We start from the raw sequence: 16,249 nt of genomic DNA on the forward strand, positions 1-16,249 counted from the left end.
TATTGCGTTTAAGGTACTTCCACCATTTCAACAATTAGAAGTATTTATATATTTCTTTGGCCTTACCTATGAATCCCAAAAATCCTCGGTATTAATTAATATCAATGTATAGATCATTATTTTCAAAATCATCAAAATTCCATCAATTTTTTGGGAAGCTTGGTTAGACGCTGTAACGCCCTAACTTCTTAATATTTTCATATCATGGAACTTAAGTAAGAATGCCTTAACCCCATAAAACAATGGGTTTAACGGATTATGAACGCTATGCGTTCATGTTCATCAGAACGTTAATTTACCACTTCACAAGCGTTCATTCTGTATTCATTTTAATCTTGTTGTAATGAAATTATATATTGAATACTTAAATTACGTTTCTTTATTACAAATATAGAATGCTAGCTTATTTTAAATGAAACTACAAATTTAAAATAACGCGTCCCTAAATTTCACAAACAAAGCTTTTTTGATCCTCAACTTTCAGCTTTACCAGCAAATCTTTTATCATTATCTCTAAGCAATCTTAGTACAAGTCGCATCCCTCTAAATAGATGAGACCTCATAAACGTTGATATGAAAGGGATAGTCGCTACAAAAACGGATAGCGTTTACGTATTCTTAAACACTAAAATAACACTTTGATAACGTTTACGACTTAGGGGGTTTAGTTACATTCTCTAAAACATCACATCCACTTGGAAGTATTAAACTTTCAGATCCAACTAACTACTTTATTTACTAAAAAATGAATTCTAACTTAAATAATTAGGTTGGTTCATATACAAATTACTCGCTCTAATTAATGCTTTCATTATTACTTTTGGACACTATAACTTAAGATGTCTATCAGTTATTACACTAAATCTAGAGGGTCATGCCGAATGTTATTATGTAAACTGTGAACTCACATTATATACATGGATCAGAGAAAGCAAAACATCCTAAATTAATCTATTTAATGGCTTACATGTTCTTCTAAAATATTGACAGATTATAGGGATGAATGACTAATATCAGTTAATAAGATAGAAGAATATTGGCATATGTACGCGAGAGAAAATGAGTTAAACATAAGTGTTCCAGATGCATAGGTGTTTGGAGATGATTCCAAGGAGATGAGAGATGAATTAAAAAGTTTAATTGTTAAAGGAATCAAAACAGGAACATACGCTGCACATTGTGTTTACGGGCTTGAAGGAGAGGAAATTCAAAAGTTTGGTCAGTACGATATTGTATTGGCTGGAGACAATACTCGATTAGCAATTATAAAATATACAGAGATTGATTTTTTAAAAATGAATGAAGTAACAAGTGATTTTTCCAGATCTGAGGGTACAGGTGATTTAAGCTATGATTATTGGTATAGTGAGCGTGTTGAATTTCTCACTTGGGAATTAAGCCCGTATGGACTTACTTTTGCTCCAGACTTATTGCTAATTTGTCAAACGTTTAGGGTAATGGATGTTTTTGAACTACTCACCACTTAACGTCCTAACGGACTGTTTGAAGTGGGAGATTCCTGCGAACACCGATTATCTTAGCAAGCTCTACCCGTAGTCCCTACGGTGAGAACATAAGTATCTTGTACGTTGACTCACCACACTCCCTACTTTAGCTTGGTTTTCGCAACTTCGGCAAGTGTAGGCGATAGAACGTTGAAGATTTTACGGTTATATCTTTAGTTTTCAAAGAGCAATCTGTACAAGTAAATGATAGCAAACATGTTGGCATAGGCCAACCGACATTCATCTCCCACCTAAAATTGGTGTTTCACACCTTCACATTTTTGAGGAAGGAGTCTTCTGTCGGAAAACGATAAAGATAGAGTATAAATTGAAATCCAAACATGCTTTATTCTAGCTATATATATACAAGAAACAGGCTGTAAAAACCCGATTTTACACCCTATTTTTAAACAACTATTTTATTTTTAAAACAACTTTATTATTCGTTAACAAAAACCTTACAAACGTTGTTATTAAAGGGATAAACGCCATGATAACGGATAGCGTTTATGTATTATTAAACACCAAATTAACACTTCGATAACGTTTGTCTGTTAGCGGATTTTATACATCCTCGAAAACTTCAAATTCTCTTAAGAAGATTATAATTTAAACTATTAATTTTAACTTTAATTCCTAAGAATATCTTAAAGGAATTCATTCAACTCATATAGAAAACTTCTCCAAGGTTTATATAAATGCCTTACAAAAGATACAATTAACTAAAAAAACAATTAATCTAGCAAACGAACTGGACTTAGTTCTAATAAATATAAAATAAATATCTTATTTATATCTATTTTATATAAAAACCTAATTGATCAACTGTTAAATATAAAATTAATTCATTTAAATATTAATTTTATATTTAAATTATATCTAATGGATATTCACTTAAGGTTAATCCCGTTCAAAACCTTGTAATCACTCTACTTTTAAGGTATAATATATTTATTAAATATAAATAAAAAATAAATTTTATAGAGGTGATGTATAATGAAGAATTCAAAAGGAAAAACTCTTCATATAGACATTGAAGGCGATATTGGGAACGATTCTTTTAAAGGTTACATTAATGGTGAATACATAAAAATGAAAAACGTATATCAAAGCGTTTACTCAATGCCAAATGTAACAGAAACAAACACTCAAAAAAATGTGATTAATCTAGTAGACAATATGTTTGTAAATATTGCTAGTAAATCAATTAGAAGATCTGGTATGTACTTTATTGGTAATCGAGCGATGCTAACAGGGAAGAACCCAAAAAACATGAACATTAAAGTAGGTCAAAAATATAACGATGATTTGCCGTTAATTAATATGCTAGGACTAATTGCAAATAAATCCGTTCAGCTTGAGTGGGAAAGAACTGAACAACTACCACAATCAATTAATGTGACTGTTGATCTTATTTCAGCTATTCCAGCAAGCCAATGGACACCAGTAAATGCAAAACACCTAGAGCAACGTTTTACTAATTCAAATCATGTTGTAGTTGTTTATGTAGGGGAAGAACAAGTAACAGTCAGCTTAACATTTAACAGTGCAAACATTACCCAGGAAGGCGTTCCTCCTTTATATGCAATCCTTGAAGGCGAAGAGGATATGTTTAGTGACTTTATTAAACTATATAAAGACAAACTTGAGGTAGAGACAGTTGAAAAATCCTTCTTTAAGAACAAAAAAATCTTACATAGCGACATTGGAGATGGAACAACTGAGTATATATACACAGTCGGTGTAAATCCAGTCATTGATGCTTGTAGCGGTGAAAGACGTGGAGTTGGGCATGCTACAGAAGAAGCTGTTAAGCTATTAAACCAAGAACGTGGAACAAACATTAAACGCCAACAATTCTCACGAATCCTTCAAGATCCAGATCATAAATACTATGAAGAAGCAACTGGGTACTTTAATATTACAAAAGTGGAACAAGCTGAACTTATCTTAGAAGATACAAGTGAAAAGTATGTAAGTAATACAGCTAGTGAAGCTGAAATTTTATGTGTATACGGTGGGGGAAGTGTTACTTTTAAAGATGAGTTATATAATCAACTATTAGAGTATTGTGAGCAAGTTGGTATGTACTTATTATGGATACCAGAAAAATATGCTGTAGATATGAATGCTAGAGGGATGCAAGTAATCAAGAAGATTCTTACTCGAAAAAAGGTGAGATAATATGGCTGACAAGAAAAGAGAATCTTTCTTTTGGAATCTCAAAAAAATTGAGAATGAAGAGTTCTTTAAATGGTTTGAATCTCAAGGAAATATAGCAGATTCATTATATAAACTTGTCTGTTACTTTATTGATAAACATGGTTTACAAGATGTTGGTGATTATAAGATTCAACAACAAATGCAAAGAGAGATCTTACTTCAAGATAAAGATTTTTTAAATGAGGTTAAACGGGTCCTATTGAATGATTCAAAACTCATTATCAAAAATGATGATCAAAACATCCATAATGAGATTAAATCTTCTAATGAAGTAATTGGAACTTCTGAAGAGAAGCCCGATAATGAAGATGAAAAAAAAGAAGACGTTTCTAAATCTGAAACAAATGTTTTGAATGATGAATATGATGATCTTGATACGGCAAGTTTATTTGGTAATTAGTATGTAAATACTCTAAAAAAAGAGTCCTAGAAATAGGACTCTTTTTTTAGGTTTAATTTTCAACTTACATCTTATCGATGATTAACTGTCGTTTATACCATTGATTTAATTTGCTTCTCGCCGTACTAGAGAGACGTTTTGTTTTTTTATTATAAAATCTAGAAAGAGTAGGCTGCGATATACCTATCTCTATTGAAAGTTCTCTCATAGTTAAATTCTTTTTCATATGCACAAACTCTATTTTCGCTCTAATTACTTGTTCATTTTCACTGGTATCTAATGGTTTTTCTACAATTTTTATTGGCTGACTTTCCTCATGTATTGTATCAATTGTTTTCTTTTTTGCTAAGTTTTCCATTGAACTAATTAGTTCTTTTGGCGGCAATATTACTATTCCTAACTGTGAATAATAGTTTTTAAACCAATTCTTTTTTGTTAGTTTTTCTTCTTCTAAACCATTATCATATTCCCAATGAGAAATTACCTCTTCTTTTTCTAGATCCATAAGAACATTTTCTAATTGTTCGCGAATACGATTCGGTTTTTGTTTCTGGTTTATCCCCATAACTGCTAACAAACCTTTATCTCCACCTATAGAATAAGGTCTTTGTAAACTAGAAAACATTTGACGTATTCTCCATTGCCATGTCAAATATCGAATTAATCTTTTATGATATTTGTGTCTATAGCTATTATATTCAAGTGCCTTTTTTGATAATAATGCTGTAGTACTATTAGATCCATATAAATATCCGGATAAGAAACTTCCCGGTTTAATTCGGCACGATTCTATTCCCATGTATTCGTTTGTGTTTTTATCTCTCCATAAAACTACAGAATCTAATACGAATAGTCTTTTAATTACCTCACGTTTTACTTCATAATGCTTACCTGTTTCAGCACGATCATTTAATACGACTACTTCATTGTCATCATTTAGATATATAAAAATACTTGCTAGGGCCGCAATCCGCTTCGCTACTTTAATTTTATCTTCTACCCTATAGTATTCCACACCATTTGCCTTAGCCTTTGAAATACTGCACATCTCTAAAACTTGTTCATATGAAAAATCAATAAATTCATCGGGCGATTTTGCTTCATTCAACCATTGAATCGTGATGGTATCTAAACAATCTGCCGTTAGATCATCCATATTACTCATTACACCATCTACTAATGTATTCCATCTTGCTGCTTCTTCAATATTTATTAACTTTAGGTCTTCATCCTTATGAGAAGAAAGCTGTGCCACTCCATTACTATCTTTTGTTTCAATAGGATATGATTTTAACCTTGTGTTTTCATCTTCTTCAAATTGATTTTTAGCTATTCCATCTCTTAACTTATAATACACTGCTGAGTTATTTACTTCTAAATAGTTTTCATTCAATTTATTTGTATTTGATTCATTTGTTGCTGTATGCACTTTATTACTAACTGTCTGATTTTTACGAAACTCTTGTTCAATAAAGACACCTATTGTCTCATCAATGATTAAACTATATTCATCTATATTTCTATATATATCTAGAGGAGAAACACCTTTTCTTTGTTGTTGCTCTAGCCACTGTACGAGCATTGAAAATGACGGAGAAAGGTATTGTGAAGTCACAATTTTACTTTTATCTGCTTCAACCTCAACATAATAGGACACCCATTTATGCCACAATTGCTCATCTTTTTTATACAATTGTTCCGTTATTGATAGTGCATCTCTAAACAATTGTAGAACGTCATCCATATAAATTCTGCTCCTTATATACATTTAGTCATTATTAATCTGAACTTGAAAATAACTAGCTATATGATGTTCCTTTTTTGAAAAACTAGAAATTAAGTCAGAATATTCCGTACCTTAATTCCACCGTTAACATGTGCAGGGCTCTAGTTTGCGTCTTTATAACCTGCTCTGTAACTGATTATACAAGACTCAATCGATTTTTAAAATCCAAAGGGATAAAACGTTACATTTTTTTTATAAATAGTTAATCTTTTTTCAAAACGATTAAACTTTATTTCAATTTCACAAAAAATTGCATCTATTTTTATTTAAAATTATTCATGACAGATATATAGAAAAAGAAAAAAATAATTGCATAAAACAATATAATAATAGAAAAGGAATGCAAGTATAATGATCTATACTGCATTCCTTTATTGTAATTGTATGTCCACTATATTTTGATTCTTCCTTTTCTAAAATTAAAAAACTAACATCCAAATTTCTTGTTTTTCACCTCTTTCTGGATTCACTCCATTGTAATAAAAGCTCTTCATTAAATGACCAAGCTATTGGCTATCACCCCTAAACAATAATAATTTTTAAAATAGTAACCAACTGTTATAAAAAAACAAATTAACTCTTTACAAAAGAAAACAACTCGGATAAAAACAGATTGTTTTCTTTTATAGAGAAGAACAAAGAAAGAGTAGAAAAGCAATACACAAACGTGAAAATCACATGGAGTAACCGGTAAAAAGAGTGAAGATTCTGACAATTTAATCGCTAAGGGTTTTCGTTTACTCTTTCTTTGTTGTTATGAGTTTAACATTATAAATAACATAAATCAACAAAAAAATAACAAAATTCTTATATTTTCGACATTTTATTCGCCATGCTCTAATTTCACCTTAAAAACATAGTTACTCTAGCTTGAAAATAAAGTTTAATCGTTTTATATCCAATATTCAAAAGGGGCACTCCGCTTAACAAGTCTTGTTTAGTACTATTATTTTTCGATTACTTCGAACATCCCAAATTCATTAACATGAAAATTTATAGCCATATCATGTCCCTATTTAACAAAACATGAAACAAAAATAACATTATGTGTCCCTTTTTTATTATCTCGAAATTTTTTTCTAAAAGTGCTTAAAGCTTGATATATAAGCTTTTCTACTATACCTATACTATTAGTTATGAAAATTTATAGCTATATGATGTCCCATTTATTTTAGATAAAAACCCCATAAACCTTTTTATATTAAGGGTTTTCATGTTTATAACCCTATTTTCATGTATTTATACAACATGAAAATCCATAGCTGTATGATGTCCCCTTTTTTACCCAAAGATGAAAACCAGTCTAGCCATATCATGTGCCTTTTTAATTGTAAAATTACAGATAAACCCTATTAACATCAATGTTTAAAGGATTTCATCTGTTTAATTCACAATTATAAATATGAAAATCCATAGCCATATCATGTCCCTTTTGTTTTTTTTGAAAATCGGTATAAACGTTGATTTAATCATGCTTATAAGGTTTTTTTTCTATTTTTCATCTTTTCTACCAATATGAAAATCTATAGCTATATCATGTCCATAAAAAAAAAAGAACGAATCCTGAAACCCCTTGATACACAAGGGATTAAAGGGCGTTTCATCTTTTCATTTTTTCTCTTAAAGGGACGCATTTCATCAAATTTCGATTTGATATAATCAAAATTGATATATTTTATAGTTTTTGGTATTTATTTCAAGATTTATAGGTAGGAGGTGAAAAAGATGGGAAAATCATTTATTATTCGTAATCAACGTAGTCTAAATGGACAATCCACAAATGCAGTTTTAGTAACACTGAAGTCTTGGCAAAAACTTGTTGAAACTTTCGAAGAGAAATACTACAGCTATAAAGATACATACCTTGAGGATATTGTTGATCATATGACATACGAAGAGCGTATTGCCGATGTGGATGGCTTCGTTGCACAGGCTAAACCATCTTTTTCACGTCGTACACTATCTGCTATTTCGGAAACAATGGGAAGAAAGCATAAATTATATGGCATTACAAACGCAGATCTGGAGGTCTTCTTATATCTACATAAAAAATGTTACACAAATGGAGTCATTCCAAATGTAACAATACATATGATGTGGGAAGATTACAAACTGTATAAAGAAGAATTTGCTTACATACAGCATTCTCAATTCTATATTGCGTTAAAGAAATTAAATATACATAACATTATTTCGATTGAAAATGAATTAGATGGCCGATATACAATTAAATTAACTCATTTTATGAATGAAGAAACTGAAAAGGCCAATGCATATGTTTATATTAGCCCAGTGGTATTTACAAAAGCTTTCTTTGAGTTATCAATTGCATCTAAGAAACTCTTCTTAGATATTGCAATGCAACAGCACAGTGAAACTACACTAAAACGTTCCTTAGACAAACAAGATGAAAGAGGGAATAGAACTCATTTTGGTGGGATGTACCGCTTCTTACATAAAAAATACCCACATCAGATACGTGCTGTTATAACAGAGTTAACAACTGCATTACCATGTACAGGGACTCCACTATTTAAAATTTGTAAATTACAAAAAGGGGTTAAGAATAAAAAAAGATATACAACTCTATATCTATCCTTACATACCGATTTCTTATGTACAAAAGAAAGCGGAGAAGTACAGTATCGTGATCCATTCACACCAAAGCTTACTTATGCTCGTAAAGCTCGTTTTATCGAATCCGTACTACAAGAGATGAGTATTGGAGAATTTACACAAGACATGAACAAATTTATTCATGTGCTAAAACATACATGCAATCGACAAATTCGAAGTGTAATCCATAGCTTACGTGACATGATAGATCGTAATGAAGAATATCCAAGCAAGTTAGTATATACACTGAAGAAATTATTAAATCAAACATCACAATATAAAATTCTTGATACAGCTGCTAAAGAAGGTATCTATCCGCTTATTACACAGCATGTTCCAAAAGAACAAAAAGAACAAGCTGTATTTGATTTCGGATTGCATTTCTCTATGTACTCTCTGCGAAACATCAAAAAGTTGTTCCGCAAAACATATGAATTACTAAACTCTAAATTTGCTATACCTGTTACAGAGGAATCGTATCACCGCAACTATCTAAAGTATCAAGAAGAAACGTTGTTTAGAAAGTACGCCTACGAACAAGGTACAAACCTAAACGCTTATATGGCTTTAGAAATTGAAATACGTGAACTCTTAAAAGCAAGAGGGCATAAAGAGCGTATTATTCCTAGTGATGTTCGTGAATTGTTCATTGAAAAGATAGATAGATTACCGAAAGAAAAGCTTCGTGTTATTGAAGTACCAGATAGCTTCAATTTAATTACATTTATGCGTGCCTTTGAACAGTTAATACGCGCTGGTATCCAAGTAACAACAGCTGAGCAAGTACTGACAGCAATGAAAGCGAACTAATCATCATCAGCTCTCTATTTTTGAAAAAATTCAAGATAGAGGGCTATTCGTGTTGATCCTTTTATTTAAAAGAAATTTACTCCTTCTTCACAATAAGTAACTTTACTCGATTCTATTCATAATAGAGTCTTTTTTTATGCAATCATATACAAAAATAGTATGGTACTTATCTCAATTTCCACACATACTTTCATAAAAAGACGTTATGAGTTGTCTAAATACATTCAAATACCTACAAGAAATCATAAGAAATAAATTAAATTTCGTGGATAAGTAGATAAATAACACATAATGTGTGTAATTTAGTGCAATTATCATTGATATAAATAGCTTATACGCCTTCATCTATCAAAAATCATCAATATTCATGTGAGTTATGTGCTAAATATGGATTATGTTGATTAATTAACACATAATGTGAATCTTTTGTGGGTAACTTTAATCAAATTGTGGAGATTCCGTTAATTCATATGAAATTTCACGATTGAATAAATATGTTTAATAATGTATTAATTTGTTTCATTTTTTATGTAGAAATACTAAGTTTCATTTATGATTATTTGTAGTTTTTAGAGCTTAATATGGTTTGTTTTTCTGCTGTAAAATTCTACTATTTGTGATTTTTTACGCTATGTAATGTTAAAAGGCTTTGTTACAGTAAGGTTATACGTACATTTCTCAGTCCTATATAAGTTTTATCTTTATATTTTAAATATATATAAGATATATATTTATATTAGATTTTATTAACTAATATTCATAAACAAACTGATATAGTATAACGATAAACAATGATTATAGAAAAACTAACAAAACTATAGCGTTCATTAAATACCATTGTGTGTTCAAAAATAAATCTATAACTATCCTCACAGTTATTTTTTAAGGCTATAGCAACATGTCAGAGAATTTAAGATTCCTGTTAAACGTCATTCCTATTTTGGAATGACGTATTTTTTTAGGGACAAATTCGAAAACTCATATCATTATCATATGTATTTAGTGTATCTAGAATTCTATATGGATGGTGAAGACATATGAATCAATATCAAATGCTGTATAGTACACCTTATTTGTATTCTTCTCGAACATTGAAACAAATGTACAAAGCGACTAACAATGAAGAAAACGTATGTGCTATACAAGAACACATGCGACGACATGAGGTATACTTGGACCGACAATACCGAGGGTATTATTATTTAAGTCAAAAAATCGAAGAGGATCTATATGGTGATGAACTGGCTGTCTCCTGGAATTAGCTATTAGATGAATATCAACTTTTTAAGGACGGTAAAGGGAATTTGTCCATTAAACCAAAAGGATGGGGTTAATATGACAATCATTGGAGAGCTAGGGATTGTATATGGCGTGACGGGAGCTTCAGTTTTAGGAATAAAATTTCTGAAGAAGAAAGGTTTTTATCTTCCAGGTTGGTTGCTACGTGCGGGTCTTAAATGCTTACTAATTGGGAGCGTTTGGTACGTTCTAATGGATATTCTAGATGTGTTTCTACGCTAGCATTACATCTGGTAGTTGAAAATGATTATAATAGCGCATTTGAAACAGCTTTTTCTAAGCTTCCATACAGGCTCAACTACCTTAAGGAGGTATAGAGGGAATGTTGTCACTTTTATTAATCCCAGCAACTTTTATAACTGTAGCTTATTTTTACCAAAGTAATGGACCGAATGATAAGAAAAAAATTGCAACGTTTTTTGAAATTACAAAGGTTTGTGTTCAACATAAAGGTGAATTACAATATCCCATTTTTATAAAAGAAATTAAAGATGATATAAGTATGAATTATGTTTACAAGTTACCACTTGGTGTACCTAGTCAACTAATCCAAAAGTTAGCTGAAGTATTAGAAGAAGGTCTATATAAACCTGTTAAAATATCGTTTCATCAAAGAGAGCTTCATATTCGAGTATTTAGCCAAAGAATACCTGAAATGTGGAATTGGTCTAAGGATCTATTAAAAGAGCATACATGGAGAGTTATGATGGGGAAAGCGTTAGATAAACATGTGTATCATGATTTCGAGAAAACACCGCATATGTGCGTGTCGGGTATGACACGGTTTGGAAAAACAGTATTCCTAAAAAATGTGATGACTAGTTTGATTTTGCAACAATCCCAACACGTGAAATTTTTTATTATTGATCTGAAAGAAGGTCTAGAATTTAGTCCATACAAAGAGCTATCCCAAATTGTAGAAGTAGCTGAAAATCCACAACAGGCGTTAGAAATGTTGATAAGGGTACGTGAAAAGATGGTAAAACAGATTGAAATGATGAAGAAGTCCTATTTTACCAATATCATAGACACATCAATTAAAGAACGTTGCTTCATCATAGTAGATGAAGGAGCAAATCTTTGTCCGACACAAGGATTACCTAAAAAACAACGTGATGTTTTATTCATGTGTCAGGAGATGCTATCTGAAATCGCAAGAATTGGAGGTGGTTTAGGATTCCGGCTTATATTTTGTACGCAATATCCAACCTCTGATACATTACCAAGACAAATTAAACAAAATGCTGATGCGAAAATAGGCTTTCGATTACCAACGGTGGTCGCCTCACAAGTTGCTTTGGATGAACCAGGTCTTGAAGATTTACCTTCTCTTCCAGGAAGAGCATTATTTAAGACTGATCGTACAGAAGAAATTCAGGTACCTTTTTTAAAGGATACAGATATGTGGGAGTTACTAAAGCAATATAAGGTGGTGAAGCAAAATGAGGCATCAAACACTCAAACAGAAAGCGAGACAAATCGAGATTTTATCCACTTTGAGTAAGTTGGATTTTTTAACTAGGAGGCAATTACAAGCCATCCACTGTCTAGGGAGTATTCGAAATGCAAATCGTGTATTAAAGGATATGCACCCGTATTGTCACATTACAAAAATGGCTCGTGAACACGTATATTATTTAAATAAAAAGGGTCGGGATTTATTAGGCATAACAAAAGAAGTCAAAAAAAGTAGTCAATTACAGCACATATTAATGCGAAACGAAAGCTGGATGTGGCTTGGATTTCCAGAATGGAAAACAGAAAGACCTATCGAGTTTTCAATTAATGGTCAACGGTATCAGATTATTCCTGATGCAACGTATTTTGAGGATAATGTTCCCCATTTTGTTGAAATAGATCGTATGCAACATATGAAGGCAAATGAACATAAAATACAGTTATATGGCCATATAACAGATATCTATAAAAGACAGAATGCTATTGTTCCAGTAATTAATTTTTTTACATTATCAGACTATCGACAATCAAAGTTAGAGCAATATGCTATAAACCGAAATGTGTTTATGAGAACATTTGTAATGGAAGATATATTTTAGTTATTTTAAGCATTTATGTCCCAAAAATCATGATAATCAATACGTTTATCAAATTTCCTTAGTGTTTTAATGATTTTAGTTGCGGATGTTAAGGTAGGAATTCGATCCTTCTTATTTGCTAAATCACTTATTAAAGATTTACTTAATCCGGTTCGTTGTACTAACCATTGTTGTTTAATCCCTCTACGGTCTAAATATTCACCAAATGGAGTTCTTTTTTTTCCTAACCCAAACATCGGAATCCCCCCTAATTAAGCTTGTGGTAATAATAACTTGTCCAAATTTCCATAAATCTAAACTTTTGTTCATAAATATGGAATTATAATTTTAAATAAAGCATAGAATAATATAAAGAAAATCTAAAAAATGTGTAATATTTTTGAAGAATGTAGCATTCATAGTAATAGCTACAAGTTGCTGATACACTATCCTAATGGCAACTTGTTGCAAAGGGTATTCTTACAAAATAAAAAGCTTAAATCCATTGGTGCATAAGGATTTAAGCTTTTTTAAATTTATGAAAAATTGAGGATGAATTTAATAAATTAAGAGATATTAAACTGTTCAACATTCGAATTTTGAAGAACATTGTAATTATTTCATTGGGTTTACAGAAATAAGCATTTCTCTTTTATAACAACCTGGGTATAACGTGTTTAGCATTTTATAAGCATCATTATTCCAAAAGGAGTTCTTAATCCCATTTGTTTACCCGCTCGAAACTGTAAACTTCTATTAACCCTTCATCGGATAATTTTAATTTCATTTCTATAATCCATTTGAGTGCTTCTAAAGAATTTTCCGCTGTTCAGTATCCAATAGGATCCACTCTTTAAAATGACCTGGATATGCATCATGCAATGGTTGATTTAGGTTTCCATGTAAAGAGATAGACATGACTTAAGGAGGGGATGCCTATCTTCTTTATTAATCCACGATTCAATTAAATTTCACGTACCGAAATTTAATTGAAAAATGTTTGTATAAACCAATACAAAAGGTTTATAGTAAGAACAAAAGTTCTGTTTTGGAGGGGGAAACAATGTTTGATTACTCGAAATGAGTTAAGAGTTATTGATAAACATGATAAGGTGATATGTATATACATAAATCATATTACAGACATAAAATAGACATAATTTAAAAAATAGGATAGGTTGTTATATTGAAACGAACAGGTGAAGATGTAATTGGACTGATTGGTACGTTGTTAGGATTACTATGTTCGCTAGTCATTCTATTTCTAGGAAGACTAGCATACGAAATGGGAGAGTTAGATGGAGCTGAAAAAGGTCTTACTGTTGGATGTATGGGAGCATTTTTTTCTATTTTAGGATTCTTTGGTTTTATAAAAGCTAAGGGTGCATGTAAAGAGGCTGGATTTTTGATGATTGTATCCGCAATAGGTTTATTTGTTTGTGTAAATAAAATTACATTTTATCTATTCCCTGGCTTGGCACTTTTACTTAGTGGACTAAATAATATTTTTGGCAAGAAGTAATGCATAAAGATTAAAAAAATATTAATTAAGGATTGGTAAGTGTGAAATATTTTGTATTTGAAGATGATGAATTAATAGGGGGATGTGAAGAGACAATATACGTTTTTGAACAAACCAAAAGAAAAAATAACTAAGATAGCATTAATGATTTGGAGGAGTTTGCAGTACAATGCCTATTCATTGAACGGAGAAATACACATTGGTATTGGTATAAAGGAAAAAATGTGATAGAAATGACTATGCAGGAACTCGAAGAGAGAATTAGAGCAGAACTAAAAGAATTGAAAATGATATCCAAAGAAGAATTTACAGAAGTAAGAAATAGATATTCTCCTTATATCAAACCTATCGAGTTTCCTCGAAGTGGAATCAGATGTGCATATGCTTATGAACCAGACTGGAATGATGTGTTCTTTGTTATGGAAACAGAAGAAAGTTATTTTGCCCTTTATCATTTTAGCCAAGAAGACTCCTTCCTCAAGGAACGCGAAGTGAGTAGGTGGGAGATGAATTGGCTTCGAACAAGGGATGGCAGGAACCCATCTTAATTGTTCGACATACATAAACTGTTACTTTACTATCTATCGAATGTACGTTTGTTATATAATAGACACATATCGAAATGGAGGTGAAACGAATGATGATCAATAAAGCATATAAATTTCGTATCTATCCAAATAAAGCACAAGCGACCCTAATCAATAAAACGATTGGTTGTTCTCGTTTTGTATTCAATTATTTCCTTTCTCTATGGGATAATGCATACAAAGAAACAGGAAAAGGTTTGACATATGGTACATGCTCTGCCAAACTTCCTGCCATGAAGAAAGAGTTTGTTTGGCTAAAAGAAGTGGATAGTATTGCAATTCAGTCGTCTGTTCGCAACCTTGCGGATGCTTATACACGCTTTTTCAAAAAACAAAACAGTGCCCCGTGTTTCAAATCTAAGAAGAACAACATACAATCTTATACCACAAAACAAACAAATGAAAACATTGCCGTTGTAGGAGACAAAATAAAATTGCCAAAACTAGGTCTTGTTCGATTTGCCAAAAGTCGTGAAGTAAAGGGACGTATTTTAAATGCTACAGTTAGACGGAACCCTTCTGGCAGACACTTTGTGTCATTGTTAGTCGAAACAGAAGTGCAAGAACTTCCGAAAACACATTCTTACATTGGAATGGATGTAGGACTAAAAGATTTCGCCATTTTGTCAGATGGAACAACCTATAAAAATCCGAAGTTTTTTCGATCATTAGAAGGGAAGTTGGCAAAAGCACAGCGTATTCTTTCTAGAAGAATGAAAGGATCTTCTCGATGGAATAAACAACGAGTAAAAGTAGCTAGAATTCATGAATACATGACAAATGCTAGAAAAGATTACTTGGACAAAATCTCGACTGAAATCATCAAAAACCACGATGTTATCGGTATAGAGGATTTGCAAGTATCAAATATGTTAGAGAATCATAAGTTAGCAAAAGCAATTAGTGAGGTATCATGGTCACAGTTTCGAACTATGTTGGAATATAAGGCAAAATGGTACGGCAAACAAGTCATTGTCGTATCGAAAACATTTGCTTCAAGCCAATTATGTTCTTGTTGTGGATATCAAAACAAAGATGTTAAAAATCTAAACCTACGTAAATGGGACTGCCCTTCTTGCCTTACACACCATGATAGGGATATTAACGCAAGTATCAATCTAAAGAATGAAGCGATAAGGCTTCTAACCGCAAGGACTGTGGAGATAGCCTAATAAATTAGAGTTCGATAGAACTCTTTACTTAGGAATCCCCCTCTTCTAAACGAAGTGAAAGTGGGGGTAGTTCAATGGTTCACAGGGGCGTAAAATTCACACTCCCTTATAATAAGCATTAATTCTAGATTCACTTAACAAGTTATATTTTTTAATAATTTTATTTGATTGTTTTAAAACATCACTATGTTGTTGGATATAAGCCTCTTTAAATATATCTAAGAAGACATACTTACTATTCTCTTCATCTATCTCATAAGAATTCTGTTCTACAGTTAAATAAGTAGCAGTAC

General features: G+C 31.5%; 11 protein-coding genes and 2 pseudogenes. 11 read left to right on the plus strand and 2 right to left on the minus strand.

The window, feature by feature from the left end; all coding sequences use genetic code 11:
- Positions 1-1,115 precede the first annotated feature (1,115 nt).
- The 3 genes from JDS98_RS16420 to JDS98_RS16430 all read left to right on the plus strand — a co-directional run bounded on the left by JDS98_RS16420 (position 1,116) and on the right by JDS98_RS16430 (position 4,128).
- Positions 1,116-1,487, plus strand: coding sequence for an ASCH domain-containing protein (locus JDS98_RS16420; RefSeq protein WP_199634078.1), 372 nt, complete (start codon positions 1,116-1,118; stop codon positions 1,485-1,487).
- Positions 1,488-2,501: 1,014 nt separating this feature from the next.
- On the plus strand, positions 2,502-3,689 hold the full coding sequence (locus JDS98_RS16425) for a ParM/StbA family protein (protein WP_199634079.1): 1,188 nt from the start codon (positions 2,502-2,504) through the stop codon (positions 3,687-3,689).
- Position 3,690: 1 nt separating this feature from the next.
- The gene (locus tag JDS98_RS16430; protein ID WP_000763937.1) at positions 3,691-4,128 is read left to right on the plus strand and encodes a hypothetical protein; all 438 of its coding nucleotides are present in this window, start codon (positions 3,691-3,693) and stop codon (positions 4,126-4,128) included.
- Positions 4,129-4,192: 64 nt separating this feature from the next.
- Here the strand turns inward: JDS98_RS16430 and JDS98_RS16435 are convergent, their stop codons facing one another.
- The gene (locus JDS98_RS16435) at positions 4,193-5,872 is read right to left on the minus strand and encodes a helix-turn-helix domain-containing protein (RefSeq protein ID WP_199634080.1); all 1,680 of its coding nucleotides are present in this window, start codon (positions 5,870-5,872) and stop codon (positions 4,193-4,195) included.
- A 1,767-nt stretch (positions 5,873-7,639) separates the two neighbouring features.
- Here JDS98_RS16435 and JDS98_RS16440 point away from each other — a divergent pair.
- From JDS98_RS16440 to JDS98_RS16460, 5 genes and pseudogenes are all read left to right on the plus strand, one after another.
- Positions 7,640-9,340 carry a hypothetical protein gene (locus JDS98_RS16440; RefSeq protein WP_199634081.1) on the plus strand — a complete coding sequence of 567 codons (1,701 nt, stop codon included), beginning with the start codon at positions 7,640-7,642 and terminating at the stop codon, positions 9,338-9,340.
- A gap of 1,037 nt (positions 9,341-10,377) precedes the next feature.
- A pseudogene (locus JDS98_RS16445) lies at positions 10,378-10,674 on the plus strand (hypothetical protein).
- Between the two features lies 1 nt (position 10,675).
- Positions 10,676-10,861 carry a hypothetical protein gene (locus JDS98_RS16450; protein ID WP_053446557.1) on the plus strand — a complete coding sequence of 62 codons (186 nt, stop codon included), beginning with the start codon at positions 10,676-10,678 and terminating at the stop codon, positions 10,859-10,861.
- 100 nt (positions 10,862-10,961) lie between these two features.
- Positions 10,962-12,143 (plus strand): FtsK/SpoIIIE domain-containing protein, encoded by a 1,182-nt coding sequence (locus tag JDS98_RS16455; protein WP_199634082.1) that lies wholly within the window; start codon positions 10,962-10,964, stop codon positions 12,141-12,143.
- Positions 12,082-12,696 (plus strand): replication-relaxation family protein, encoded by a 615-nt coding sequence (locus JDS98_RS16460; RefSeq protein WP_001216349.1) that lies wholly within the window; start codon positions 12,082-12,084, stop codon positions 12,694-12,696. The genes JDS98_RS16455 and JDS98_RS16460 overlap by 62 nt, the downstream gene beginning before the upstream one ends.
- Positions 12,697-12,701: 5 nt before the next feature.
- On the opposite strand, the gene JDS98_RS16465 is transcribed toward JDS98_RS16460, so the two are convergent.
- Positions 12,702-12,932, minus strand: a complete 231-nt coding sequence (locus tag JDS98_RS16465; protein ID WP_000467336.1) for a helix-turn-helix domain-containing protein — start codon at positions 12,930-12,932, stop codon at positions 12,702-12,704.
- Between the two features lie 929 nt (positions 12,933-13,861).
- On the opposite strand from JDS98_RS16465, the gene JDS98_RS16470 reads away from it, so the two are divergent.
- The 3 genes and pseudogenes from JDS98_RS16470 to tnpB all read left to right on the plus strand — a co-directional run bounded on the left by JDS98_RS16470 (position 13,862) and on the right by tnpB (position 15,956).
- Complete coding sequence (locus JDS98_RS16470) at positions 13,862-14,197, plus strand: hypothetical protein (RefSeq protein WP_048567209.1); 336 nt, start codon at positions 13,862-13,864, stop codon at positions 14,195-14,197.
- A gap of 41 nt (positions 14,198-14,238) precedes the next feature.
- A pseudogene (locus JDS98_RS30595) lies at positions 14,239-14,658 on the plus strand (hypothetical protein); the annotation flags it as partial.
- A gap of 176 nt (positions 14,659-14,834) precedes the next feature.
- Positions 14,835-15,956, plus strand: coding sequence for an IS200/IS605 family element RNA-guided endonuclease TnpB (tnpB, locus tag JDS98_RS16480; protein ID WP_199634083.1), 1,122 nt, complete (start codon positions 14,835-14,837; stop codon positions 15,954-15,956).
- Positions 15,957-16,249 lie beyond the last annotated feature (293 nt).

Source organism: Bacillus cereus group sp. N11 (assembly GCF_016483605.1).
GTDB lineage: Bacteria > Bacillota > Bacilli > Bacillales > Bacillaceae_G > Bacillus_A > Bacillus_A toyonensis.

Excerpts from the sequence above, each read along its gene's own strand:
- JDS98_RS16420 (WP_199634078.1), top strand. The coding sequence starts at position 1,116 with ATGAGAGATGAATTAAAAAGTTTAATTGTTAAAGGAATCAAAACAGGA.
- JDS98_RS16425 (WP_199634079.1), top strand. The coding sequence starts at position 2,502 with ATGAAGAATTCAAAAGGAAAAACTCTTCATATAGACATTGAAGGCGAT.
- JDS98_RS16430 (WP_000763937.1), top strand. The coding sequence starts at position 3,691 with ATGGCTGACAAGAAAAGAGAATCTTTCTTTTGGAATCTCAAAAAAATT.
- JDS98_RS16435 (WP_199634080.1), bottom strand. The coding sequence starts at position 5,872 with ATGGATGACGTTCTACAATTGTTTAGAGATGCACTATCAATAACGGAA.
- JDS98_RS16440 (WP_199634081.1), top strand. The coding sequence starts at position 7,640 with ATGGGAAAATCATTTATTATTCGTAATCAACGTAGTCTAAATGGACAA.
- JDS98_RS16450 (WP_053446557.1), top strand. The coding sequence starts at position 10,676 with ATGACAATCATTGGAGAGCTAGGGATTGTATATGGCGTGACGGGAGCT.
- JDS98_RS16455 (WP_199634082.1), top strand. The coding sequence starts at position 10,962 with ATGTTGTCACTTTTATTAATCCCAGCAACTTTTATAACTGTAGCTTAT.
- JDS98_RS16460 (WP_001216349.1), top strand. The coding sequence starts at position 12,082 with ATGAGGCATCAAACACTCAAACAGAAAGCGAGACAAATCGAGATTTTA.
- JDS98_RS16465 (WP_000467336.1), bottom strand. The coding sequence starts at position 12,932 with ATGTTTGGGTTAGGAAAAAAAAGAACTCCATTTGGTGAATATTTAGAC.
- tnpB (WP_199634083.1), top strand. The coding sequence starts at position 14,835 with ATGATGATCAATAAAGCATATAAATTTCGTATCTATCCAAATAAAGCA.